We start from the raw sequence: 17,706 nt of genomic DNA, 5'->3' as shown, positions 1-17,706 counted from the left end.
GCCGCCGTCCCCACCACGAACGGCCAACGAGCCGAGCCCACACCAGCCACGGCTGACCGTGCACCAGGTCGTTGGTCGGCCGGAGTGGACTCCACCGTCGTCCGGGCCCACCAGCACGCGGCCGGCGCCCGCACCGACCCGCCGCCGGTCCTCGCGCCCGAGGGGGCCGGGCCAGGGAACGCCAGGACAGAACGCCTTGGCATGGTCTCCTCCCCGCCTGGCGGAGGTGCTCCGGGAGGTGAGGGCCTCGGCCGCTCGCGCGGTGGTTCACCCTCCAGTTCCACCCCCTTCGGCGGTGGGCGCACCGGCGTCGTGATGAGCCGCAACATCCCCGACGACAGCGGAGCGGAGTCCTTCGTCACCCGCCCGGACCGGCAACCGGACAGCACGGTCCCGGGTGCCCACGACCCCCACGCCCGACCGCTGCTCCTGCTGCCCGCACTCGGCGACGAGGACGCTCCGGCAGACGCCGCGGCCGTCATCGCCGGGGCACCGGTCCAGGTCGGAGCTCCAGCCGAGAAGGCCCCACACGTGGCAGCGCTGCTCCTGGACCAGCCGCCGGAGCAGGCCGAACAGCTCTCCCTCGGAACCCGGCCCGTCTGGCGTCGAGAACCGACACGCCGCCAGGAGCCGACACCACGACTTCCCGGGTACGCCGGGCACTCTCGCCTCTCGGCCACGTGCGTCCTCGACTCCCGCCGACAGAGCCGCCGTGTGGACGTGCCGAGGCTCGATTCCACGCTGCAGGAGGCACCCGTACGGAATGCCGCCCTCGGTGTGCGCCTGGACCGCCCGGCATCCCTGGACCGCCGAACGCCCCTTCAGCCCGGCGACCGCGCCCGTCACCTGGATCTTGCAGCGTTTCTGGCGGTGAGCGGGGCGGCGGGCACCACGGGTGGCGGGGCCGCGGTGAGCACCGCCCGCAGACCGCGCTTGACGCCCGCTCCCGTGGTCGGCGTGTGGCGTCAGCGGGTCGGGTCGGCACGGAAGGCGATCATGGCGATGTCGTCGCGGGCTTCGGAGAGGTCCTGCAGGTTGCCGAGCAGTTCCGGAAGGGGTTCGCCGCGGTGGCGGGTGGCTGCTCGCTTCAGCCGCTGCTGGCCTTCGTCGAAGGAGGAGGCGGGGGTTTCGATGAGGCCGTCGGTGTAGTGGAGGAGGGTGTCCCCGGGAGCGAGAACGCCCGTGTGGGTGGTGCGGTGCGTGGCGGGGTCGACGCACAGCGGGGGTCCTCCCCGGTGCCGGTGAGGAAGCGGGGTGCCCCCTCGGAGGGGATGAGCAGGGGTGGCGGGTGTCCGGCGTTGGACCACGCCGTCCACCAGGTGCCGTCGGGCCGCCGCCGCAGCTGGGTGTGGACCGCGGTGGCGAACGAGGCGGTGGCCAGCCCGTCGGCGGCGTCGTCGAGCATGGCCAGGACGGTCCCCGGCTCGCAGTCGGGGCCCATGCTCCAGGCCAGGCCGCGGCACATGCTGCGCAGCTGGCCCATGGCGGTCGCCGCGGTGAGGTCGTGGCCGGCGACGTCCCCGATGTCCAGGGCCAGGGTGCCGTCGGAGTGGACGAAGGCGTCGTACCAGTCCCCGCCGATCTCGTGGATCGAGCTGGCCGGCTGGTAGCAGGCGGCCAGGGACGCGCCGGGTACGACCGGTGGCTCGATGAGGTGCGCGTGCTGGAGGTACAGGGCGGTGTGTCGGGCGCGCTGCAGGTCCAGTACCCGGTGGATCGGCCGTTGTGCGAGATGGAGGACCTTGCGCAGCAGTTCCACGTCGTGCGGGCCCGGCACCGGGGTGTCGCCGTTGGTGCTCGTGGCGGCGTAGCCGAGGACGGTGCCGTCGAGGACCAGCGGGATGAGCGTCAGGCTGGTGGCGCCCGCGGCGCTCAGCCAGCGCTCGGTGACGGCCGGGAGCAGCCCGTCGGGGAACCGCCCGGTGGCCGGGAAGCGGAAAGTGCGTGGAACCCGGCCCTCCAGGAGCTCCCGCACCGCGCCCGTGACGGTCACGCTCTGGCTGCGCAGGGCCGGTGCTGCCGGCAGTCCCGGGCGGACCTCGGAAGCGACCCGCCGGGCCGTGACGGTCGAGTTCCGGGGCAGCGGCCATTCCTCGTGGGACAGCAGCAGGATCACGCAGGAGTCGGCGAGTTCGGGCACGACGGCCCGCACGACCGGGGCGAAGACCTCCTCCAGGCTGCCGGCGGCCACCTCCGCCACCCGCGCGAGAACGCGTTCGTGCAGCGCGGCGCGCCACTTCTCCTCGACGTCGACCGTCGCGGCCACCCACTCCTCGGCGCGGCCGTGACGCAGAACGGGCACGCAGCGGGTCGACATGTGGTGGTAGGAGCCGTCGGCCGTCCGTACCCGGAAGGTGCTCTCCATGACTCCCGGAGGCTCCTGGGCGGCTGCGGCGCGCCAGGCGCGGCCGAGTCCCTCACGGTCACGGGGATGGATGTACGCGTACCAGTCCTCTTCCGTGCCGCCGTGCCAGGGCTCTCCGGTCAGTTCCTGCCAGCCCGGGACGACTTCCTCCGCGGAGCCGTCCGCGTGCAGGACCCACACCATCTGCGACACGGCCGACACCAGGGCCCGGTACCGCTCGAGCGTCATCGTCTCGGCCGTGGTGTCCAGAGCGACGACCATGACGCCGGGCCCGTCGGGCAGCACGACGGGCGTGCAGGAGTAGACGAAGTACCTGGCCTGTTCCACAGCGCCCGGGTCGGGTTCACGGGACTGCGTCATCCGGCGCGGCCGGCCCGCGGCGACATCGTCCAGTACGGTCATGAACTCCGCGGCGTCCGGTTCGCTGAACGCCTGCCGGGCGGGCAGTCCCAGGGGCCGCGCGCCGAGCAACCTGCAGCAGGCTGCCTTCTGGTAGACCAACCGGTGCTCGGCTCCGACGAACAACGCGACCGCAGCCACCGTCTCGTCGAACAGCTTCGGATCGAGGAAGCCCCCCGCACTCATGACCGGCCCGCTCCCGCCTGCACCCGCCCGTCCCGTCGGTGCGCTCCCCGCCAGATCAGCGTCGTCACCGCGCAACCCCATCCACTGTCGGCGTCGAGGACTCCCCCATCTTCCTGATACCGCAGCCGCAGCGGGCGCGCCACGCCGACGACCCCGGCCCGCCGTCCTCGCAGGCAGCACACTCGCTCCGCGCCCGGGCGCCCGGCAGGATCCCGGGCGCTGCGCGGTCCGAGGACGCGGGAAACGGCCGTGGCCCAGCGGGGGGCGCCACGGGGGCGGCTTCCGGTCGACGCCTGGCAGGACCTGCACGGTCCACCCGCCGGTGCCGGGTGGGTGGCGCCGGTGGCCCGCCCTCTCCGGGAGGCGGTCCACCGGAAAGCCGCTTCCGGCTCCTCGGTCCCGACCCGGCCCCCACCCGGCACTCAGCGGTCCGGCCGCTTCGGGAAGCGGACCTCCACGTCGACGACTTCGGCAGCAGAGCGGGACCGGGCCGGCTGTTCCGGTCAGTTCGGGCGGCCGACCGGCGTAGCCGGCCGGTGGTGGTTGAGCAGCGTGGGGAAGGTGCCGACGGCGTCGAGGGCCATGGTGAGTTCGGCGACGATCTTCGGACTGTCGAGGGGGCCGCGGAGGTACTCCTCCAGGCGGCGCATGCGGTACCGGACTGTGTTCTGGTGGCAGTACAGGGCCCGGGCCGCCTCGGCGGCCGAGCCGTCGGCCTCCAGCCAAGCGCGGGCGGTCGCCAGGAGGGTGGTGCGGTCGTCCTCGGGCAGGGACAGCACTCCGCCCAGGATGCGGTTGACCGCGCGACGAGTGGTCTCCAAGTTGGTCATCACCATCTCGGTCAGCGGGGTGTCGTCGAGCTGCCGGAGCGCCGCGGCGCCCTCGGGCAGAGACTCGAGCGCCACCTGGGCGTAGCGCAGCGCGCGGGGGGTGTGGTCGAGGCGGCTGTAGGCGGGGCTGACACCAACCCGTCCGGTCGCGGCGGTCCGTACGGCGTCCAGGACTCGTTCGACGCTGCGCGGTCCGGGCAGGGACAGGACGCCCATTTCGTGGCCCGGCTCTGCGCGCCAGGCCGAGGCGACACCGATCGCCCGGAGCAGGGCGTCCACGCCCGGCAGCGGCGGCTCGCCGGTGGAGAGGGCTTCTGCGGTCACCAGGACGAAGGTGCCCTCGAAGGGGAAGTCGAGCATGTGTGCGATCTCCCAGACCGTGTCACTGCCCGGGGGCGGCCCGTCGACCAGTGCCCCGACCAGCGCGGACCGGCGCCGGTCGGTCTCCACGAGCCGTTCGGCGAGCGCGTCGCGGTAGGCGGCGGTCAGCGCGGAGGCGTAGGCATCGGACATGCCCCAGATCCGGCCGGCTTCTCGCAGCAACGCCAGTTGCGCCGCGGTACCCGCCTTGTCGGCTTCGATGAGGAGTTGCTCCCAGAAGTAGGAGAACCCGAGGCGGTAGGCGCGCAGCATCTCCGGCAGCGGCACCCCCTGCCGGGCGCGGACGCGGCCGAGCGAAGTGGGGGCGGACAGGTCGAGTGGCTCGCCGGAGCCGGCCAGGTAGGCGATGGAGAAACGGGTGTTGTTGCTCAGTGAGGCGACCAGGTCCTCGGGGCCGACTCCCGCGTTGCGGTAGAAGTCGATCTCCCTGGCGATCATCCGGGCCATGCCGACGACCAAGTCGTCGAAGCGGGCGGTCAACGCGTTCGCGAGATCGCAGACGAGCGGATCCACTGCTACGTAGTCCAACACGAAAAGCCTTCCTGATCCCCGTGCACGGCCGAGGCGAGCGATCGGTCCGGACGCCAGCGACCGGCCGCGGACCAGCCTATGGCGCATGGGGCGCCCCGGGTGCCCGGTTGTCGTCGGCGACAGAGCCGCACGGGGAAACACTGTCGGCGCCCACAGGGGGTCGCCCGTGCTCGGGACGTGAGGATCGGTGCAACGCGAACCGTCCTGTTCAGGGGAAGAAATTGAGCAACCTCGCCACCAACTTGAAGGACGCCGTCGGCCAGCACCCGAACCGTCCCGCGCTCCGCCTCGGGAGCACCACGTGGACCTACGCGCAGCTGGACGAACTCAGCGCCTGCGTCGCCGGCGGCCTCCTTGCCCACGGCCTACGGCCCGGCGACCGGGTGGAGATCGAACTGCCCGACGTGCCGGCCTTCCCCGTGCTCTACTACGGCGTCCTGCGCGTCGGCGCGATCGCCGTGACCAAGGACCCGCAGCGGCCGGTCCGCGAGCTGTGGCACCGCCCTGGTGACACACGCCGCGCACGGTTGGGGTTCACATGGGCCCGTGGAGCAACCGAGGGCGTCGCACGGGACGCCACGGTCCGCGTCCCGGTCGGAGCGGACTTCTTCGATCAGCTCGCGTTCTGGCCCCGGCACTGGGCGGTTGCCTCCCGCTCCGACCGGGAGGTTGCGATCGTCACCGAGACCCCGGCGAGCGCCGGTGCGGGAACCGTCCAGGAGGTGGCCGTGACCCACGGGACGCTGCGCGCCGACGCCTTCACCGCCGCCGTCTCCATGGACCTGCATGCGCACGACACCATCCCGTGCGACCAGCCGCTCTTCCACGCGGTCGGCCAAGCCCACGGCCTCAACGCCGTCGTCCTCGCGGGCGCGTGCCTGTCGTTCCCGGCGTCGACGAACGCGCGACCGGGCCGCCACGGGTCCGCCCCTGCAGCACCGGCGGCCCGTGGGGCTTTCTCCAGGCCCGTCCAGTACGCCTGCTCGTATTCGTCGGGTGGCAGGTAGCCGAGGGCGGGCGGAGTCGCTCGCTGCTGTGCCACGCGGCCCGCTCGAAGACGTCCGCACGAATCGGCGACGGAGCCCGCGGACGCCGGGGCGCCGACCTCGACCAAGCGCTCCGTGTGGCGAACGGACACGCATGGCGCCCCGCGGTCGGCGCGCCGGCCCGATGCCCTCACCCCCCGGGTGGTGCGTCCCCCGGCCCGGGAGTCCGCGCGGCGCCGGGTGCGGGCTCCTCGCGTGGCGGGAGCGCGATGTCGCACCACACCTGTTTGCCGCCCCCCAGGGGTACTGAGCCCCAGGCTGCGGACATGGCCGCGACGAGCAGCAGGCCGCGTCCGCCGGTCGCCTCCCAGTCGGAGCTCTCGACCCTGACCGGTGCGCGGGAGGAGGCGTCGTTGACCGCGACGCGCAGCCGGTCCCCGGTCAGTGTCAGGTCGAGCCGTATCTCGCCCTGGGTGTGCGCGACGGCGTTGGTGACCAGTTCGGACACGACCAGCAGGGCGGTGTCGGCCTCCTCGTCCACCGACCAGTGGCGCAGGGTGCGGGCGGTGAAGCGGCGTGCGTGCATGACGGCGTCGGGGAGCCGCCACACCGCCCACTGGGCCCGGGTCGGCCGCACTCGCATGCCGTCGTAGCGCATGATCAGCACGGCCACGTCGTCGTGCCTGCGGCACGCGCCGGCGACGATGCGGTCCGCCACCTGTTCGGGATCGGCCGGGTCGACGTCGGTGAGCAGTTCGCGCACGGCCCGCATGCCGTCCTCCAGGTGGAGGGTCGCCGATTCCACGAGGCCGTCGGTCAGCAGGGTGAGGAGGGTGCCCGGGGCGAGGTCGAGCTGGGTCATCGGGAATTCGCCGTCGGCGGTCACGCCGAGCGGGGGCCCGCCCTCGACCGCCGCTTCCTCGGTGGTGGCGTCGGGCAGCCGCAACAGCGGCGGCGGATGGCCCGCGCGGACGGCCCAGGCGATGCCGTTCTCCAGATCCAGGTCGACGTAGGTGCAGGTGGCGAAGAGGTCGGTCTCCATGCCGACGAGCAGCCGGTTGGTGTGGGCCATCACGACATCGGGCGGGTGGCCCTCGACGGCGTACGCCCGGATGGCGGTGCGCATCTGTCCCATGATCGTGGCGGCTGCGGCGCTGTGGCCCTGCACGTCGCCGATGACCAGCGCCACGTGGTTGTCGGGCAGCAGGATCACGTCGTACCAGTCCCCGCCCACTTCGAGGCCCGCGGTGGCGGGCAGGTACCGGGCGACGGCCACCCCCGCGGGCAGTTCGGGCAGTGCGCGGGGCAGCAGGCTGCGCTGCAGCATGGTGGCGAGTTCGCGGCCGGCGTCCAGGGCGTGGGCGCGGGCCAGGGCCTGTCCCGCCATGCTCGCGGTCGCGGTCAGCAGGGAGCGCGCTCCGGGGCCGAAGCGGTGTTCGCCGTCCCATCCCAGGAGGCACACCCCGAGCATGCGGCTGTCCGCGGGGAGCGGTAGGACGGCGAGGCCGCCGGGCCCGACCTCCTGGAGGACGGGTTCGAGTCCGCTGCCCGCCGGCCAGAGGCTGACGTGTCCTTCCCGCAGCGCGTTCTGCAGGGTCGGCACGTGCCAGGACTCGTCGGACCGTCGCGAGTACCAGGACCGGGGCCAGGCGTCCGGCTCCGGCGGGTCGAGGACGGTCACCACGAGGCGGTCGCCCTCCAGTTCGACCACTGCCACCCGGTCGGCGCCGAGCGGGACGCGCAGGGACTCCACCACCGCCCTGCTGGCGTCGTGGACGGTGGTCGCGCCGGACAGTGCGGCGGACAGCCGCTGCACGAGGGACACGTCGTCGGCGCTGGGGCGCAGGTACGAGGCGTCGCCGACCACGCCCAGCACGCGCTGCGGCCTGCCGTCGGGGCCGGCCAGCACCCGGCAGCGCAGCCCCAGCCAGCGCAGTTCGCCGTTGCGGCGCCGGATGCGGAATGCCAGGTGCTGGTCCGAATCGGCCTGCCTGGGCCCCACGATCGACATCAGGGCAGGTACGTCGTCCGGGGCGGTGCACTCGAGCAGCGCCGAGACGTCGCCGTCGAAGTTCTCCGGGGAGATGCCGAACAGGTCGAGCACCGCCGGGTCCGCGTCCATCCGTCCGGTGCTGAGGACGAGTCCGAAGCAGCCGCCGTGCCCGGGCAGCAGGGTGGGCCCGAGTGGGGGCGGCGTCCCGGTGCTCCCGGCGGTTCGGGCCGCGGCGGCTTCGAGGCCCGCGGCCGCCTGATGGGCGTAGAGCTCCAGCAGCGTGCGGCGGTCGGCGTCGAAACCGGCGCCGTCGGCCCGGTGCACGACGAGCAGGCAGCCCAGCAGGTGGGCTTCTCCTCCCAGCGGCAGCAGGCCCGTCGAGACGGCGCCGTCCGGGGCGGCGCTGCCGCTCTCGACGGGCGTGTGGTCCCGCAGGCCGTGGCGGGCGGCGTCCTCGGCGGTCAGCCACAGGGGGCGGCCGGCGCGGCAGGCATCGGCGAGGGGTGAGTCGCCGGCGATCGAGGGCACGGCCGGGTGCTCTCCAGGGGTGTCCTCGGCGACCTCGGCGAGACGCAGTTCGCGGCCGTGTTCCGCCACCAGGTAGACGGCGGCGAGCCCGACTCCGCACGAGGCGAGGATCTGTCTGTCCAAGGGCCCGCACCCCCTTCCCGCGTGCGCCCGAGTCCGGTGCCGCCGCTGTTCGTCGGCCTGTAGTCCATGCTCGCCGTGCCGGCTGGTGGCAGCCAGCGGGGCCGGTGAAGTCGTGGGCGCGGGTCGGCGGGGCCTGCCGCCGCGGCGCGGCGTCGGAATCCCGTCCCCCGGCCGGGGGCGTCCCGGTGGTGACGTGGAGAGGTGGTCGGCGGAGGACGTTCTCCGGAGGCCGGGGAGCCGAACGGCCGGGGTCACGCCCTGGCGTCCGGGCGCGGGGCGGAGCGGGGGCGGCGTGCGAGGGCGTCGGCGATGATGGCGATCACGAGGATGCCCGCCGTGATGGTGGTCTGGACGGCGCCGCGCAGGCCCAGGAGCGCCATGCCGGAGGCGACCGACTGGATGACCAGGATGCCGAGCAGGGCGGACCAGGTGCGGCCGCGGCCGCCGAAGAGGCTGGTGCCGCCGATGACGGCGGCGGCCACTGCGTTGACCAGCAGGTTGAGGCTGGGCGAGCCCGCGCCGACCGTGCTGGTCCGCGAGGCGATGAACAGGCCGCCGAGCGCGGCCGTCGTCCCGGAGACCATGAACACCGAGATGCGCACCCACACCACGTGGAGTCCGGCGCGGCGGGCCGCCTCGACGCTGCCGCCCTGGGCGTAGACCGTGCGGCCGTAGGAGGTGCGGCGCAGACCGTAGTCCAGTCCGGCGACGACGACCAGGAAGATCAGCAGGGCCAGCGGCAGCCCCCGGTACTGGTTGAGCACGGCGGCACCGGCGAAGGCGATCAGGGCCAGCACGGCCGTCCGCACGGCGATCTCGCCGGTGGAGGAGAACGCCGCGCCGGAGGCCCGGTGGTAGCGCGACCGTCGGCGGGCGGCGAGGAAGTAGGTGCCGGTGACCAGCGCGGCGAGGATGTAGGCGGCGGCGGGGTGGCCGAAGTGGTAGCGGGTCAGCGTCGCCACGAACCCCTCGTCGTCGAAGAAGATGGTGCCGCTGCCGCCGAGGAGGATGGACAGCATGCCGCTCCATCCGAGCGCCGCGGCGAGGGTCACCGCGAACGGCGCCACGCCCAGCCGGGCGAAGAGGACGCCGTTCAGGGCGCCCGCCGCGCAACCGGCCGCGACGGCCAGCAGTGCTGCGAGCACCTCCGGCAGGCCGTGGTGGACGTTCAGGACGGCGAACAGGGCGGCCGTGAAGCCGCTGAGTGCCCCGACCGAGAGGTCGATCTCGCCGATCAGCAGCACGAACACGAGGCCGGTGGCGATCAGTCCCGTGCCGACGATGTCCACGCTGAGGTTGGAGAGGTTGCGGGGGGAGAGGAAGTGGGGGTCGAGGATCTGGAAGACGGCCCAGGTGAGGACCAGGACGATGGCTGCGGGCACCGGGCCGAGGCCACCTGCCAGCAGGTTGCCGGGCCGGGCGTCGAGGCAGGCACGCACGCCCTTCCGGCACAGGGCTCGGAGCCGTTCGAGGAGTGTGGGACCAGGCGCGCTCACTGCACCCCCGCATTCTTCTCCGGGACGGAGGGTCGAGGGGCGCCCACCACCGCGTCCGCACGGCAGGCTCGGCCGGTCGAGGGCGCCGGCGGGCCGGCCGCCGCGTGCGGGTCGCTCACGATGCGCCACCCCTGCCCTCGGCGGCGCGGTGGGCCACGGCGTGGTCGGTGGCGCCGGTGATCGCGGAGGTGATCATTTCCTGGGAGGCAGTGTGCACGTTGAAGACGCCGTTGTTGCGGCCCAGGCGGAGCACCGCGACGCGGTCCGCGACGGCCTTGATGTCGCCCATGGTGTGGCTGATGAACAAGATGCCCAGACCCCGGTCCCGTAGTCCTTCGACCGTGTCGAGGAACTTGTTGGTCTGCCGGGTGCTCATGGCCTGGGTGGGCTCGTCCAGGAGGAGGAGCTCGGGTTCCCTCAGCAGCGCGCGGGCGATCGCCACGATCTGCCGTTGGTCGGAGGAGAGCGCGGCGACAGGGACGCGGGCGTCGGGGATGTCGATCGGCAGGGAGTCCAGCAGCGCGCGGGTGCGGCGCCCCATCTCCGTCTCGTCGAGGAAGCCGAAACGTTTCAGCTCGCCGCCGAGGAAGAGGTTGCCGACGACGTCGAGGTTGTCGCACAGCGAGAGGTCCTGGTAGACGGCGTGGACACCCAGGCTCTGGGAGTGCTGGGGGCGGGCCAGCTGCACCCGGCGGCCTTTCCAGCTGAACGACCCCGCGTCGGCGGGTTCGACGCCGGCGATCACTTTGACCAGGGTCGACTTGCCCGCCCCGCTGTCTCCCATCACCGCGACCACTTCGCCCGCACGGACCTCCAGGTCGACGCCGGTCAGCGCACGGACGGCGCCGAAGGACTTGACGACGCCGTGCAGGGCGAGCAGGGGTGGGGCCGGTGCCTGGGTCATCTCGCTCTCCCTCGCCGTTCAGTCGATGAGTCCGGCCCTCTCGCAGGCGGGCCGGTATTTCGGGGTGCAGATCTCGTCGATGGTGTACATGCCGCCCCGGACCACGGTCTCCTTGACGGTGTCGACGGTCACCAGGGACGGTGCGAGTTCCACGCTGGGGATGTCCTGGGCGGTGGCGGAGTTGATGGTGCCGGTGGCTATGGATCGGAGGGACTGGCCGCGGGCCAGGGCGAGTGCCATGTCGGCGGCGGCGTCCGCCTGGAGCCGGTAGGGCTTGTAGATGGTCATGTACTGTTCGCCGCTGACGATGCGCTGCACCGCCGACAGGTCGGCGTCCTGGCCGCTGACCGGCGGCAACGGGTCCGCGTGCGCTTCCTCGAGTGCGGAGACGGCTCCGGCGGCCAGTGAGTCGTTGGCGGCCCAGACCGCGTCGATCTTGCCGGCCCCCAGGTTGGCGATGGCGCCGACCGTGACGGCATAGGCGTTCTCCGGCGTCCATCCCGAGGTCACGTACGTCCTGCTGACGTGTGCCCCCGCCCGCTCGAGGATGGACACCGCCACGTGCTTGGGGTTCCACAGCGGCCCCTCCACCCGGACGACCCGCGCCCCGCGGGCCCGGTCGCCGAGCCCCTTGACCAGGCCCTCCCCCTGGAGGGTGCCGATGGCGGCCGGATCGAAGGAGACGTACCCGGAGATCGGCCCCTCGGCGACCCGGTCGTAGGAGACCACCGGGACGTGCATCTGCGCCGCCTCGACGATCAGGCTCCGGAGGTAGACCTCCTGGACCGGGTCGAGGACCAGCACGTCGACGCCCTGGGTGAGCATGGCGTTCATCTGCCGGTGCTGGATCTGGGCGTCGTTCTCCGCATTGGCGTAGCGGACGGTGCACCGCGGGCACCGGTGTCGGATCGCCTGCTCGATCAGGGGCCGGTCGAAGGTTTCGTAGCGGCTGGTCTCGGTCTCCGGAAGCAGCACACCGACCGTCAGGTCGTCCCCGCGCTTCCCCGGAGCGCCGGCGGTGGTCGCACAAGCCGCGCTCGCCAGAACGAGTCCGGCGACCACGGCGGCGCCGAACGCCCGCGGCTTCATTCGGTACCTCCACCATCCACCGGCATCACTCTGAGGCACAACACACGCACATGGCCGCTATGCACCATTTTATTCACTCCGGGTCCACGCGGGCAGGACGACCCGCCGCCGCCACCGCACCTCCGTCCCGCAGTCACCCCCGGACGGCGTCTCCGAGGCCAACTCATGCCGTCCCGGCTTCGGTTGACGCCCCGTCGACCGGCCGCACGACCCTTGACCCCGCCCAGGGCGTGCCCCTACGTTTCTAAAACATTGCCGAAATTTGCAGCAATGTTTTTCAGGAGTGAACCTTCCCACCCGTTCGTAAGGAGCTCCGCCATGCTCAGACGCACCACAGCGGCACTGTCAGGTGCGGGCCTGGTGCTCGGCCTGGTCACCGCGCTGGCCGCCCCGGCCCAGCCCGCGGCCGCCGCGCCGTCGGCCAACGGCAGCAAGAAGGTCACCGCGGTGCTGTTCGAGTGGAACTTCGACTCCGTCGCCCGCGAGTGCACCACCGTGTTGGGGCCCAAGGGCTACGGGTTCGTGCAGGTCTCCCCGCCCCAGGAGCGCATCCAGGGCCCGGCCTGGTGGACCGCCTACCAGCCGGTCAGCTACAAGGTCCAGGGCCCGCTCGGCGACCGTGCCGGCTTCCAGAACATGGTCACCGCCTGCCACCACGCCGGCGTGAAGGTCATCGTCGACGCGGTCCTGAACCACATGACCTCGGGCTCGGGCACCGGGACCGCCGGCACCCAGTACAGCAAGTACAACTATCCCGGGTACTACCAGGACCAGGACTTCCACGGCTGCCGCCGCCCGATCGGCAGCAACTACTCCGACCGGTACAACATCCAGCAGTGCGAACTCGGCGATCCCGGGCAGCCCTCACTCGCCGACCTCGACACCGGCAGCGAGTACGTCCGCGGCCGCCTCGCCGGATACCTCAACGACCTCACCTCGCTCGGCGCGGACGGCTTCCGGATGGACGCCGTCAAGCACGTCCCCACCGACGACCTCCTGGCGATCCGCGCCAAGCTCACCGACCCCAACGCCTACTGGGTGCAGGAGGCCGTGTACGGACCGAACGAGGCGGTGTCGCCCGCGGAGTACCTGCGCACCGGCGACGTGCAGGAGTTCCGCTACACCACCGACCTCAAGCGGGTCTTCACCGGCGAGAAGCTCGCCTACCTGAAGAACTTCGGCGAGAGTTGGGGCTACCTGCCGTCCGGGCAGAGCGGCGTGATGGTCGCCAACCACGACACCGAGCGCAACGGCAGCAGCCTCAGCTACAAGGACGGCGCCGAGTACACCCTGGCCAACGTCTTCATGCTGGCCCACCCGTACGGCACCCCGTCCGTCCACTCCGGCTACGAGTTCAACAGCAGGGACGACGGCGCACCCAACGGGCACACCGTCAACTCCTGCTACAGCGACGGCTGGAAGTGCCAGCACGCCTGGCGCCAGATCGCCAACATGGTCGCCTTCCGCAACACCGCCGAGGGCACCGGCATCACCGACTGGTGGGACAACGGCAACAACGCCGTCGCCTTCGGCCGCGGCGACAAGGCGTTCGTGGCCGTCAACCACGAGAGCGGCTCCCTGACCCGGGCCTTCCAGACCTCGCTGCCCGCCGGCACCTACTGCGACGTCCAGCACGGCGACCCGACCGCCGACGGCGGTTGCACCGGCACCACCTACACCGTCGGCCCGGACGGGAAGTTCACCGCCACCATCGGCGGCGACGACGCGGTGGCCCTCTACGTCGGCGCGGGCGGCGGGGGCGGCGGCCGCAGCACCACCGTCTTCTACGGCACCGACAGGAACTGGCCCGCCTACGACCTGCACTACGCACCGAACGGCGGCACGTGGACGACCGCGCCCGGCGTCGCCATGGAACCCGCCTGCGCCGGGTGGGTCAAGAGGACCGTCGTCCTGGGCACCGCCACCGGCCTGGCCGCCACCTTCAACGACGGCGCCGGCACCTGGGACAACAACGGCGGTGCCAACTACGCGCTCGGGACCGGCGACGTCACCGTCAAGGGCGGCGTCGTCGGCGCCGGCGACCCCTGCGCGGGCAGCGGGGTGGAGTCCGGCGCATCGTTCGCCGTGAACGCCACCACCGTCCCCGGCCAGAACATCTACGTGGTGGGGAACCTGGCCGCGCTCGGCAACTGGTCCCCGACCGCCGCCCTCAAGCTCGACCCCGCCGCGTACCCGGTGTGGAAACTGGACGTGAAGCTCCCGGCCGGAACGGCGTTCGAGTACAAGTACGTCCGCAAGGACGCCGCCGGCAACGTCACCTGGGAGAGCGGTGCCAACCGCACCGCCACCGTCCCGCCCACCGGCACCGTCGCCCTGAACGACACCTGGCGCCCCTGACCCCCTCGTCCGCGGCGGCCCGCCCCCGCTCGGGAGGCGGGCCGCCGCGCCCCCCTGGGAGGGTTCGGTCGGGTGGGCCGGGCAGTCGTCCGTTCCCGGGACCCGGGGCGGGGGTGGTTCGGCGGCCACGCGTTCCTCGCGCCGACGCCGGGCCGCCTCGCCGCGCTTGAGGTCGGCGTGGCGACGGGCGGCGGTCTCCAGCAGCCAGCCGTGCGGGTGGTCGGGCACGCCGTGGACGCTCCAGTGGCCGACGGACGATCCGGGCCAGCCGCCGATCGGCCGGCGGCGTGAACCGCACCGTCTCACCGCTCGCGACCAACTCCTTCGTCAAGGCCGCGTAGTAGTCGAAGTGCGCCGCCGCGTCGTCGGGCGCCCACTCGTCCATCGACTCCTCGTACACCCCGCCGTCGTGGTTCACCGTCAGCAGGAACTTCGGCGTCCGCACTCCTCGATCGTCCGCGGCGCAGGCCCGCCGCGCGTCGAAGACCAGCGGCACACGGGTGGCCCGGGTGAGCACCCCGGGCTCTCCACCAGCACGACCGCGTCCTCGTCGGCCTGGCGGGCGGAGGGCGGCGGCGCTCAGGAGCCGAGGATCCCGCGGACGAGTGCGTCGATGTCGAGGCGTTCCTCCTCGGCCCCGGCCGGGACGACCACCTCCGTCTGCTGCAGGAAGAAGCGGACGTCGGCTGCCGACGCCCGTAGGACGGCCGCCGCGTCCGCACCCCTGAGCGAGATGAAGACGTGGCCGGCGCAGGGTCCCGCCCCGGGGACGACGGCGACGTTCCCGTGGCCGCTGGGCCGGTGGATGCCCGTGAGCAGGAGGTCCCGGGCGAACAGCCAGGTGACCGGCGCCTCTCCGCCGGCGTGGATGTCCAGGACGACGGCGTACGGGTCACTGATGTCGTAGCTCAGGCACGCGGGGACGGGAGCGCGGTGGCGCGGGTCGCCGACCACCTCCACCAGGAGGGCCACGGCGCACGAGGCGCTGCTGGAACGCTGGACCGGCACCCGCTCGGGCTCTCGACGCTTCACGGTTGCCGACCCCTCGTCACGGTGGCGCTCTGCTGGCCTGCGCCCGGTGGACCGCCGTCCCCCGGAAAGGGCGGTCCACCCGCGCACGCACCCGGCGGCCGGACCGTGTGGGGCCGGCCGGGCGCTGGCGGGAGCACACCCGTGTCCCCCCATGAGTCACGGGCGTTGCTTCCGTGGCGGGACGCTACCAGATGAAAAGTCTTGCTGAAACTTTCAGGGGCTCGCGGAGCCACACAGCGGAGCCGGTGCGGCATCCGGCGTCCGTCCAGGCCGGGACTCCTCGCGCACCGTCAAGCCGCCCACCGGCAGCGACACCTTCACGACGGCCACCTTCGGCCCCGAGCGGGAGTGGAACCACAACCCGGACAACACGAAGTGGTCCGCGGGCAACGGGCTGCGCCTGCAGACCGCGACCGTCACCGGAGACCTCTACCCGGCCCGCAACACGCTCACCCACCGCATCCCCAACACCACGAGCACCGGGATCGAAGCGGCGAGCGCGGCCGTCACCGGCAGCCGGATCCGGCTGCGCGTCAACGCGGACATCCGTCCCGGCACGGGGCGGCAGGCACCGTTCCCCTACAGCACCGACGGCGTGAATGAACTTCACCCGGCTCGGCCCCGGCTTCACCATGGGCAACGCCTGGCAGTTCCACCCCGGCCACCGCTTCGCCGCCTTCGACTACGCCACGCAGGCTCTCGGCCCGGCTCTCCGGATACACCTGCAAGGAATTTCAGCCAGGCGACATGGATCCCCGCCCTCTACCGGTTCAACATGTCCAACATCCCGAGGCGGAGCGCTTTCCAGCCAAACGATCTCTGCGGTTCCAACGCCACGTGCCCACCGGACCCGCCGTGCGCGGGTCCGGAAGACCTGGATGATCAGCAGTTTCGAGCAGAGCCCAAGCCGGGGTCGCACCTCTGAACGCTTGTCTGAAAAAGTTTTCACAGCCTTGCGCAAGGAAGCGGCTTCTCGCCAGGCTGCCGGTATGACGAACCCGTTCTCCCGCACCCGCATCTCACGTCCGTTCGCCCTCGCCGCCGTCGGGGCGGCCGGCCTCCTGGGGTCGCTGGCCACCGCGCCGTCCGCCTCGGCCACCGAGGGCACCGCGCCGCCGGCCTGCGTGCAGTACTACTCCGGCTGGCGCTACACCCAGGTCTCCAACACCTGCTCCACCGCCGTCAGCATCAGCGTCCAGTACACCAACGGCCAGAGCAGCACCTGCCGGACCGTCCCGCCCAGCGCCTGGGCCACCTTCGACGGCTACGGCCCCGACATGAACTACGTGACGGGCCTGCTGACCTGCACCCCCGCGCCCGTGGCCGCGGTCTTCCACGCCACCGCCACCACCACCTACGGACAGAACCTCTACCTGGTCGGCGACATCGCCGAACTCGGCGGCTGGGACCCGGCGAAGGCCGTCCCGCTGACCACGGACAGCAGCAGCTACCCGGTCTGGACCGCCGACCTGCAGCTGCCCTCCGGCACCCCGATCGCGTACAAGTACATCATCAAGAACCCCGACGGCACCGTCATCTGGGAGAGCGGCGACAACCGCACCGCCACCACCCCGACCTCCGGCACCTTCACCGCCGACGACACCTGGCGCTGACCGAGCGCCAGCGGGCCGAAGGGCGCGGGGCGGCCGGGCACCACACGTGCCCGGTCGCCCCGCGCCGCCATGCCGTGACGGGCACGACGCGCACCGCCCCGCGGACTGCGCCGCTGCGTAGTGGCGCAACGCGGTGGAAACGGCGCGGTCGCGGCGGGCGGGCCGGTAGCCGGCGCCGGCCTCTCGGTACGCGCAGACGGGGTACATCCGGACGATCGTCGCGGCCTTCAGCGGCGCCTCGGACGCCACCGCCCCGTCCGCGCGAAGCCGAGGGCACCGCAGGTGTGCGTGCAGCTCGGAGGCTTTGCCCTTCGCCGCGAAGACGGACACGAGAGGGTCCGTACAGCCAGCGGTGTGACTGGTGTGGTGTGAGTTGCCGTCGGCCGGTGGAGAGTCGGCCGTCGAAGGCGATGTCGAGGGCCTGGAGTGCGGGCTTCCAGCGCATGGTCCAGCGTTCGCGGCCGGCGCCGGTGGGGTCCAGGATGGTGCGGTGCCGTCCACGGTCACCGCCGGGGCCACGTGGATCGGGCGGTCGGCGACCCGGCCGTCGCGAACCTTCACGTGGGGTGCAGCCGGTGAAGATCACCGGGTAGACCGCTTCGAGGGGGCGGTTCTGCCATTCGGCCCTCCCGCCCCGGCCTTGTCGGTGATGGCCGAGACGGTCCGCTTGGACACGCTCGCGCCGTACACCTCCGCGAGATGGGCGGAGAGGTCACCGTGCGCCATACCCCGTGCTGGCGACGACAGCACCATCTCGTCGACACCGGATGCTCCTATGGCTGTCAAGCTGCTGGAGCGAGGTCGGTTTGGGTGATTTGTGGGGTGGGTGTCCTGGTCAGGGCGCGGTAGACCTCGCGGGCGACGAATCGCTTGAGGCATCGCATGATGTCCT

Annotated in this window: 10 protein-coding genes and 3 pseudogenes; 4 read left to right on the top strand and 9 right to left on the bottom strand. The window is 72.5% G+C overall.

Translation table 11 applies throughout. The features are described 5' to 3' along the window. Positions 1–965: 965 nt before the first annotated feature. The 3 genes and pseudogenes from QSK52_RS39500 to QSK52_RS25325 all read right to left on the bottom strand — a co-directional run bounded on the left by QSK52_RS39500 (position 966) and on the right by QSK52_RS25325 (position 4,689). Positions 966–1,307: a SpoIIE family protein phosphatase gene (locus QSK52_RS39500; RefSeq protein WP_352230307.1), complete on the bottom strand. Its 342-nt coding sequence runs from the start codon at positions 1,305–1,307 to the stop codon at positions 966–968. Next, positions 1,271–2,593 (bottom strand): annotated as a pseudogene (locus QSK52_RS25330) (SpoIIE family protein phosphatase); the annotation flags it as partial. The pseudogene QSK52_RS25330 and the gene QSK52_RS39500, both read right to left, overlap by 37 nt. 860 nt (positions 2,594–3,453) lie before the next feature. Then, positions 3,454–4,689 (bottom strand): PucR family transcriptional regulator, encoded by a 1,236-nt coding sequence (locus QSK52_RS25325; RefSeq protein WP_285738453.1) that lies wholly within the window; start codon positions 4,687–4,689, stop codon positions 3,454–3,456. A gap of 224 nt (positions 4,690–4,913) precedes the next feature. Here QSK52_RS25325 and QSK52_RS25320 point away from each other — a divergent pair, with 224 nt between their 5' ends. Then, positions 4,914–5,699, top strand: a complete 786-nt coding sequence (locus tag QSK52_RS25320) for an AMP-binding protein (protein ID WP_285738452.1) — start codon at positions 4,914–4,916, stop codon at positions 5,697–5,699. Positions 5,700–5,868: 169 nt separating this feature from the next. Here the strand turns inward: QSK52_RS25320 and QSK52_RS25315 are convergent, their stop codons facing one another. From QSK52_RS25315 to QSK52_RS25300, 4 genes are all read right to left on the bottom strand, one after another. Continuing rightward, entirely contained in the window at positions 5,869–8,322 is a 2,454-nt protein-coding gene (locus QSK52_RS25315) for a SpoIIE family protein phosphatase (RefSeq protein WP_285738451.1), read from the bottom strand. A gap of 251 nt (positions 8,323–8,573) precedes the next feature. Next, positions 8,574–9,761, bottom strand: a complete 1,188-nt coding sequence (locus QSK52_RS25310) for a sugar ABC transporter permease (RefSeq protein ID WP_285738450.1) — start codon at positions 9,759–9,761, stop codon at positions 8,574–8,576. 172 nt (positions 9,762–9,933) lie between these two features. Further along, positions 9,934–10,722 carry an ATP-binding cassette domain-containing protein gene (locus tag QSK52_RS25305; protein ID WP_285738449.1) on the bottom strand — a complete coding sequence of 263 codons (789 nt, stop codon included), beginning with the start codon at positions 10,720–10,722 and terminating at the stop codon, positions 9,934–9,936. 18 nt (positions 10,723–10,740) lie between these two features. Then, positions 10,741–11,811 (bottom strand): substrate-binding domain-containing protein, encoded by a 1,071-nt coding sequence (locus QSK52_RS25300; protein ID WP_285738448.1) that lies wholly within the window; start codon positions 11,809–11,811, stop codon positions 10,741–10,743. A gap of 318 nt (positions 11,812–12,129) precedes the next feature. On the opposite strand from QSK52_RS25300, the gene QSK52_RS25295 reads away from it, so the two are divergent. Then, complete coding sequence (locus QSK52_RS25295) at positions 12,130–14,169, top strand: carbohydrate-binding module family 20 domain-containing protein (RefSeq protein ID WP_285738447.1); 2,040 nt, start codon at positions 12,130–12,132, stop codon at positions 14,167–14,169. 579 nt (positions 14,170–14,748) lie between these two features. Here QSK52_RS25295 and QSK52_RS25290 read toward each other — a convergent pair. Continuing rightward, positions 14,749–15,201 (bottom strand): SsgA family sporulation/cell division regulator, encoded by a 453-nt coding sequence (locus tag QSK52_RS25290; RefSeq protein ID WP_285738446.1) that lies wholly within the window; start codon positions 15,199–15,201, stop codon positions 14,749–14,751. A 283-nt stretch (positions 15,202–15,484) separates the two neighbouring features. Between QSK52_RS25290 and QSK52_RS25285 the strand changes: the two are divergent. Together QSK52_RS25285 and QSK52_RS25280 are read left to right on the top strand one after the other, a co-directional pair. Further along, positions 15,485–15,917, top strand: a pseudogene (locus tag QSK52_RS25285) (xylosidase); the annotation flags it as partial. 273 nt (positions 15,918–16,190) lie between these two features. Further along, positions 16,191–16,814, top strand: a complete 624-nt coding sequence (locus QSK52_RS25280) for a carbohydrate-binding module family 20 domain-containing protein (RefSeq protein WP_285738445.1) — start codon at positions 16,191–16,193, stop codon at positions 16,812–16,814. A gap of 492 nt (positions 16,815–17,306) precedes the next feature. Here the strand turns inward: QSK52_RS25280 and QSK52_RS25275 are convergent. Beyond that, positions 17,307–17,582 (bottom strand): annotated as a pseudogene (locus QSK52_RS25275) (transposase); the annotation flags it as partial. Between the last annotated feature and the right edge of the window lie 124 nt (positions 17,583–17,706).

Origin of the sequence: Kitasatospora phosalacinea (genome assembly GCF_030268885.1) — a bacterium.
GTDB classification, from domain to species: domain Bacteria; phylum Actinomycetota; class Actinomycetes; order Streptomycetales; family Streptomycetaceae; genus Kitasatospora; species Kitasatospora phosalacinea_C.
The sequence above is the reverse complement of the archived record's forward strand: the minus strand, read 5'-3'. Positions and strand labels throughout refer to the sequence as shown.

Bases quoted from the DNA above. Each gene is read 5' to 3' on its own strand.
- QSK52_RS25305 (WP_285738449.1), bottom strand. From the start codon at position 10,722: ATGACCCAGGCACCGGCCCCACCCCTGCTCGCCCTGCACGGCGTCGTC.
- QSK52_RS25300 (WP_285738448.1), bottom strand. From the start codon at position 11,811: ATGAAGCCGCGGGCGTTCGGCGCCGCCGTGGTCGCCGGACTCGTTCTG.
- QSK52_RS25295 (WP_285738447.1), top strand. From the start codon at position 12,130: ATGCTCAGACGCACCACAGCGGCACTGTCAGGTGCGGGCCTGGTGCTC.
- QSK52_RS25280 (WP_285738445.1), top strand. From the start codon at position 16,191: ATGACGAACCCGTTCTCCCGCACCCGCATCTCACGTCCGTTCGCCCTC.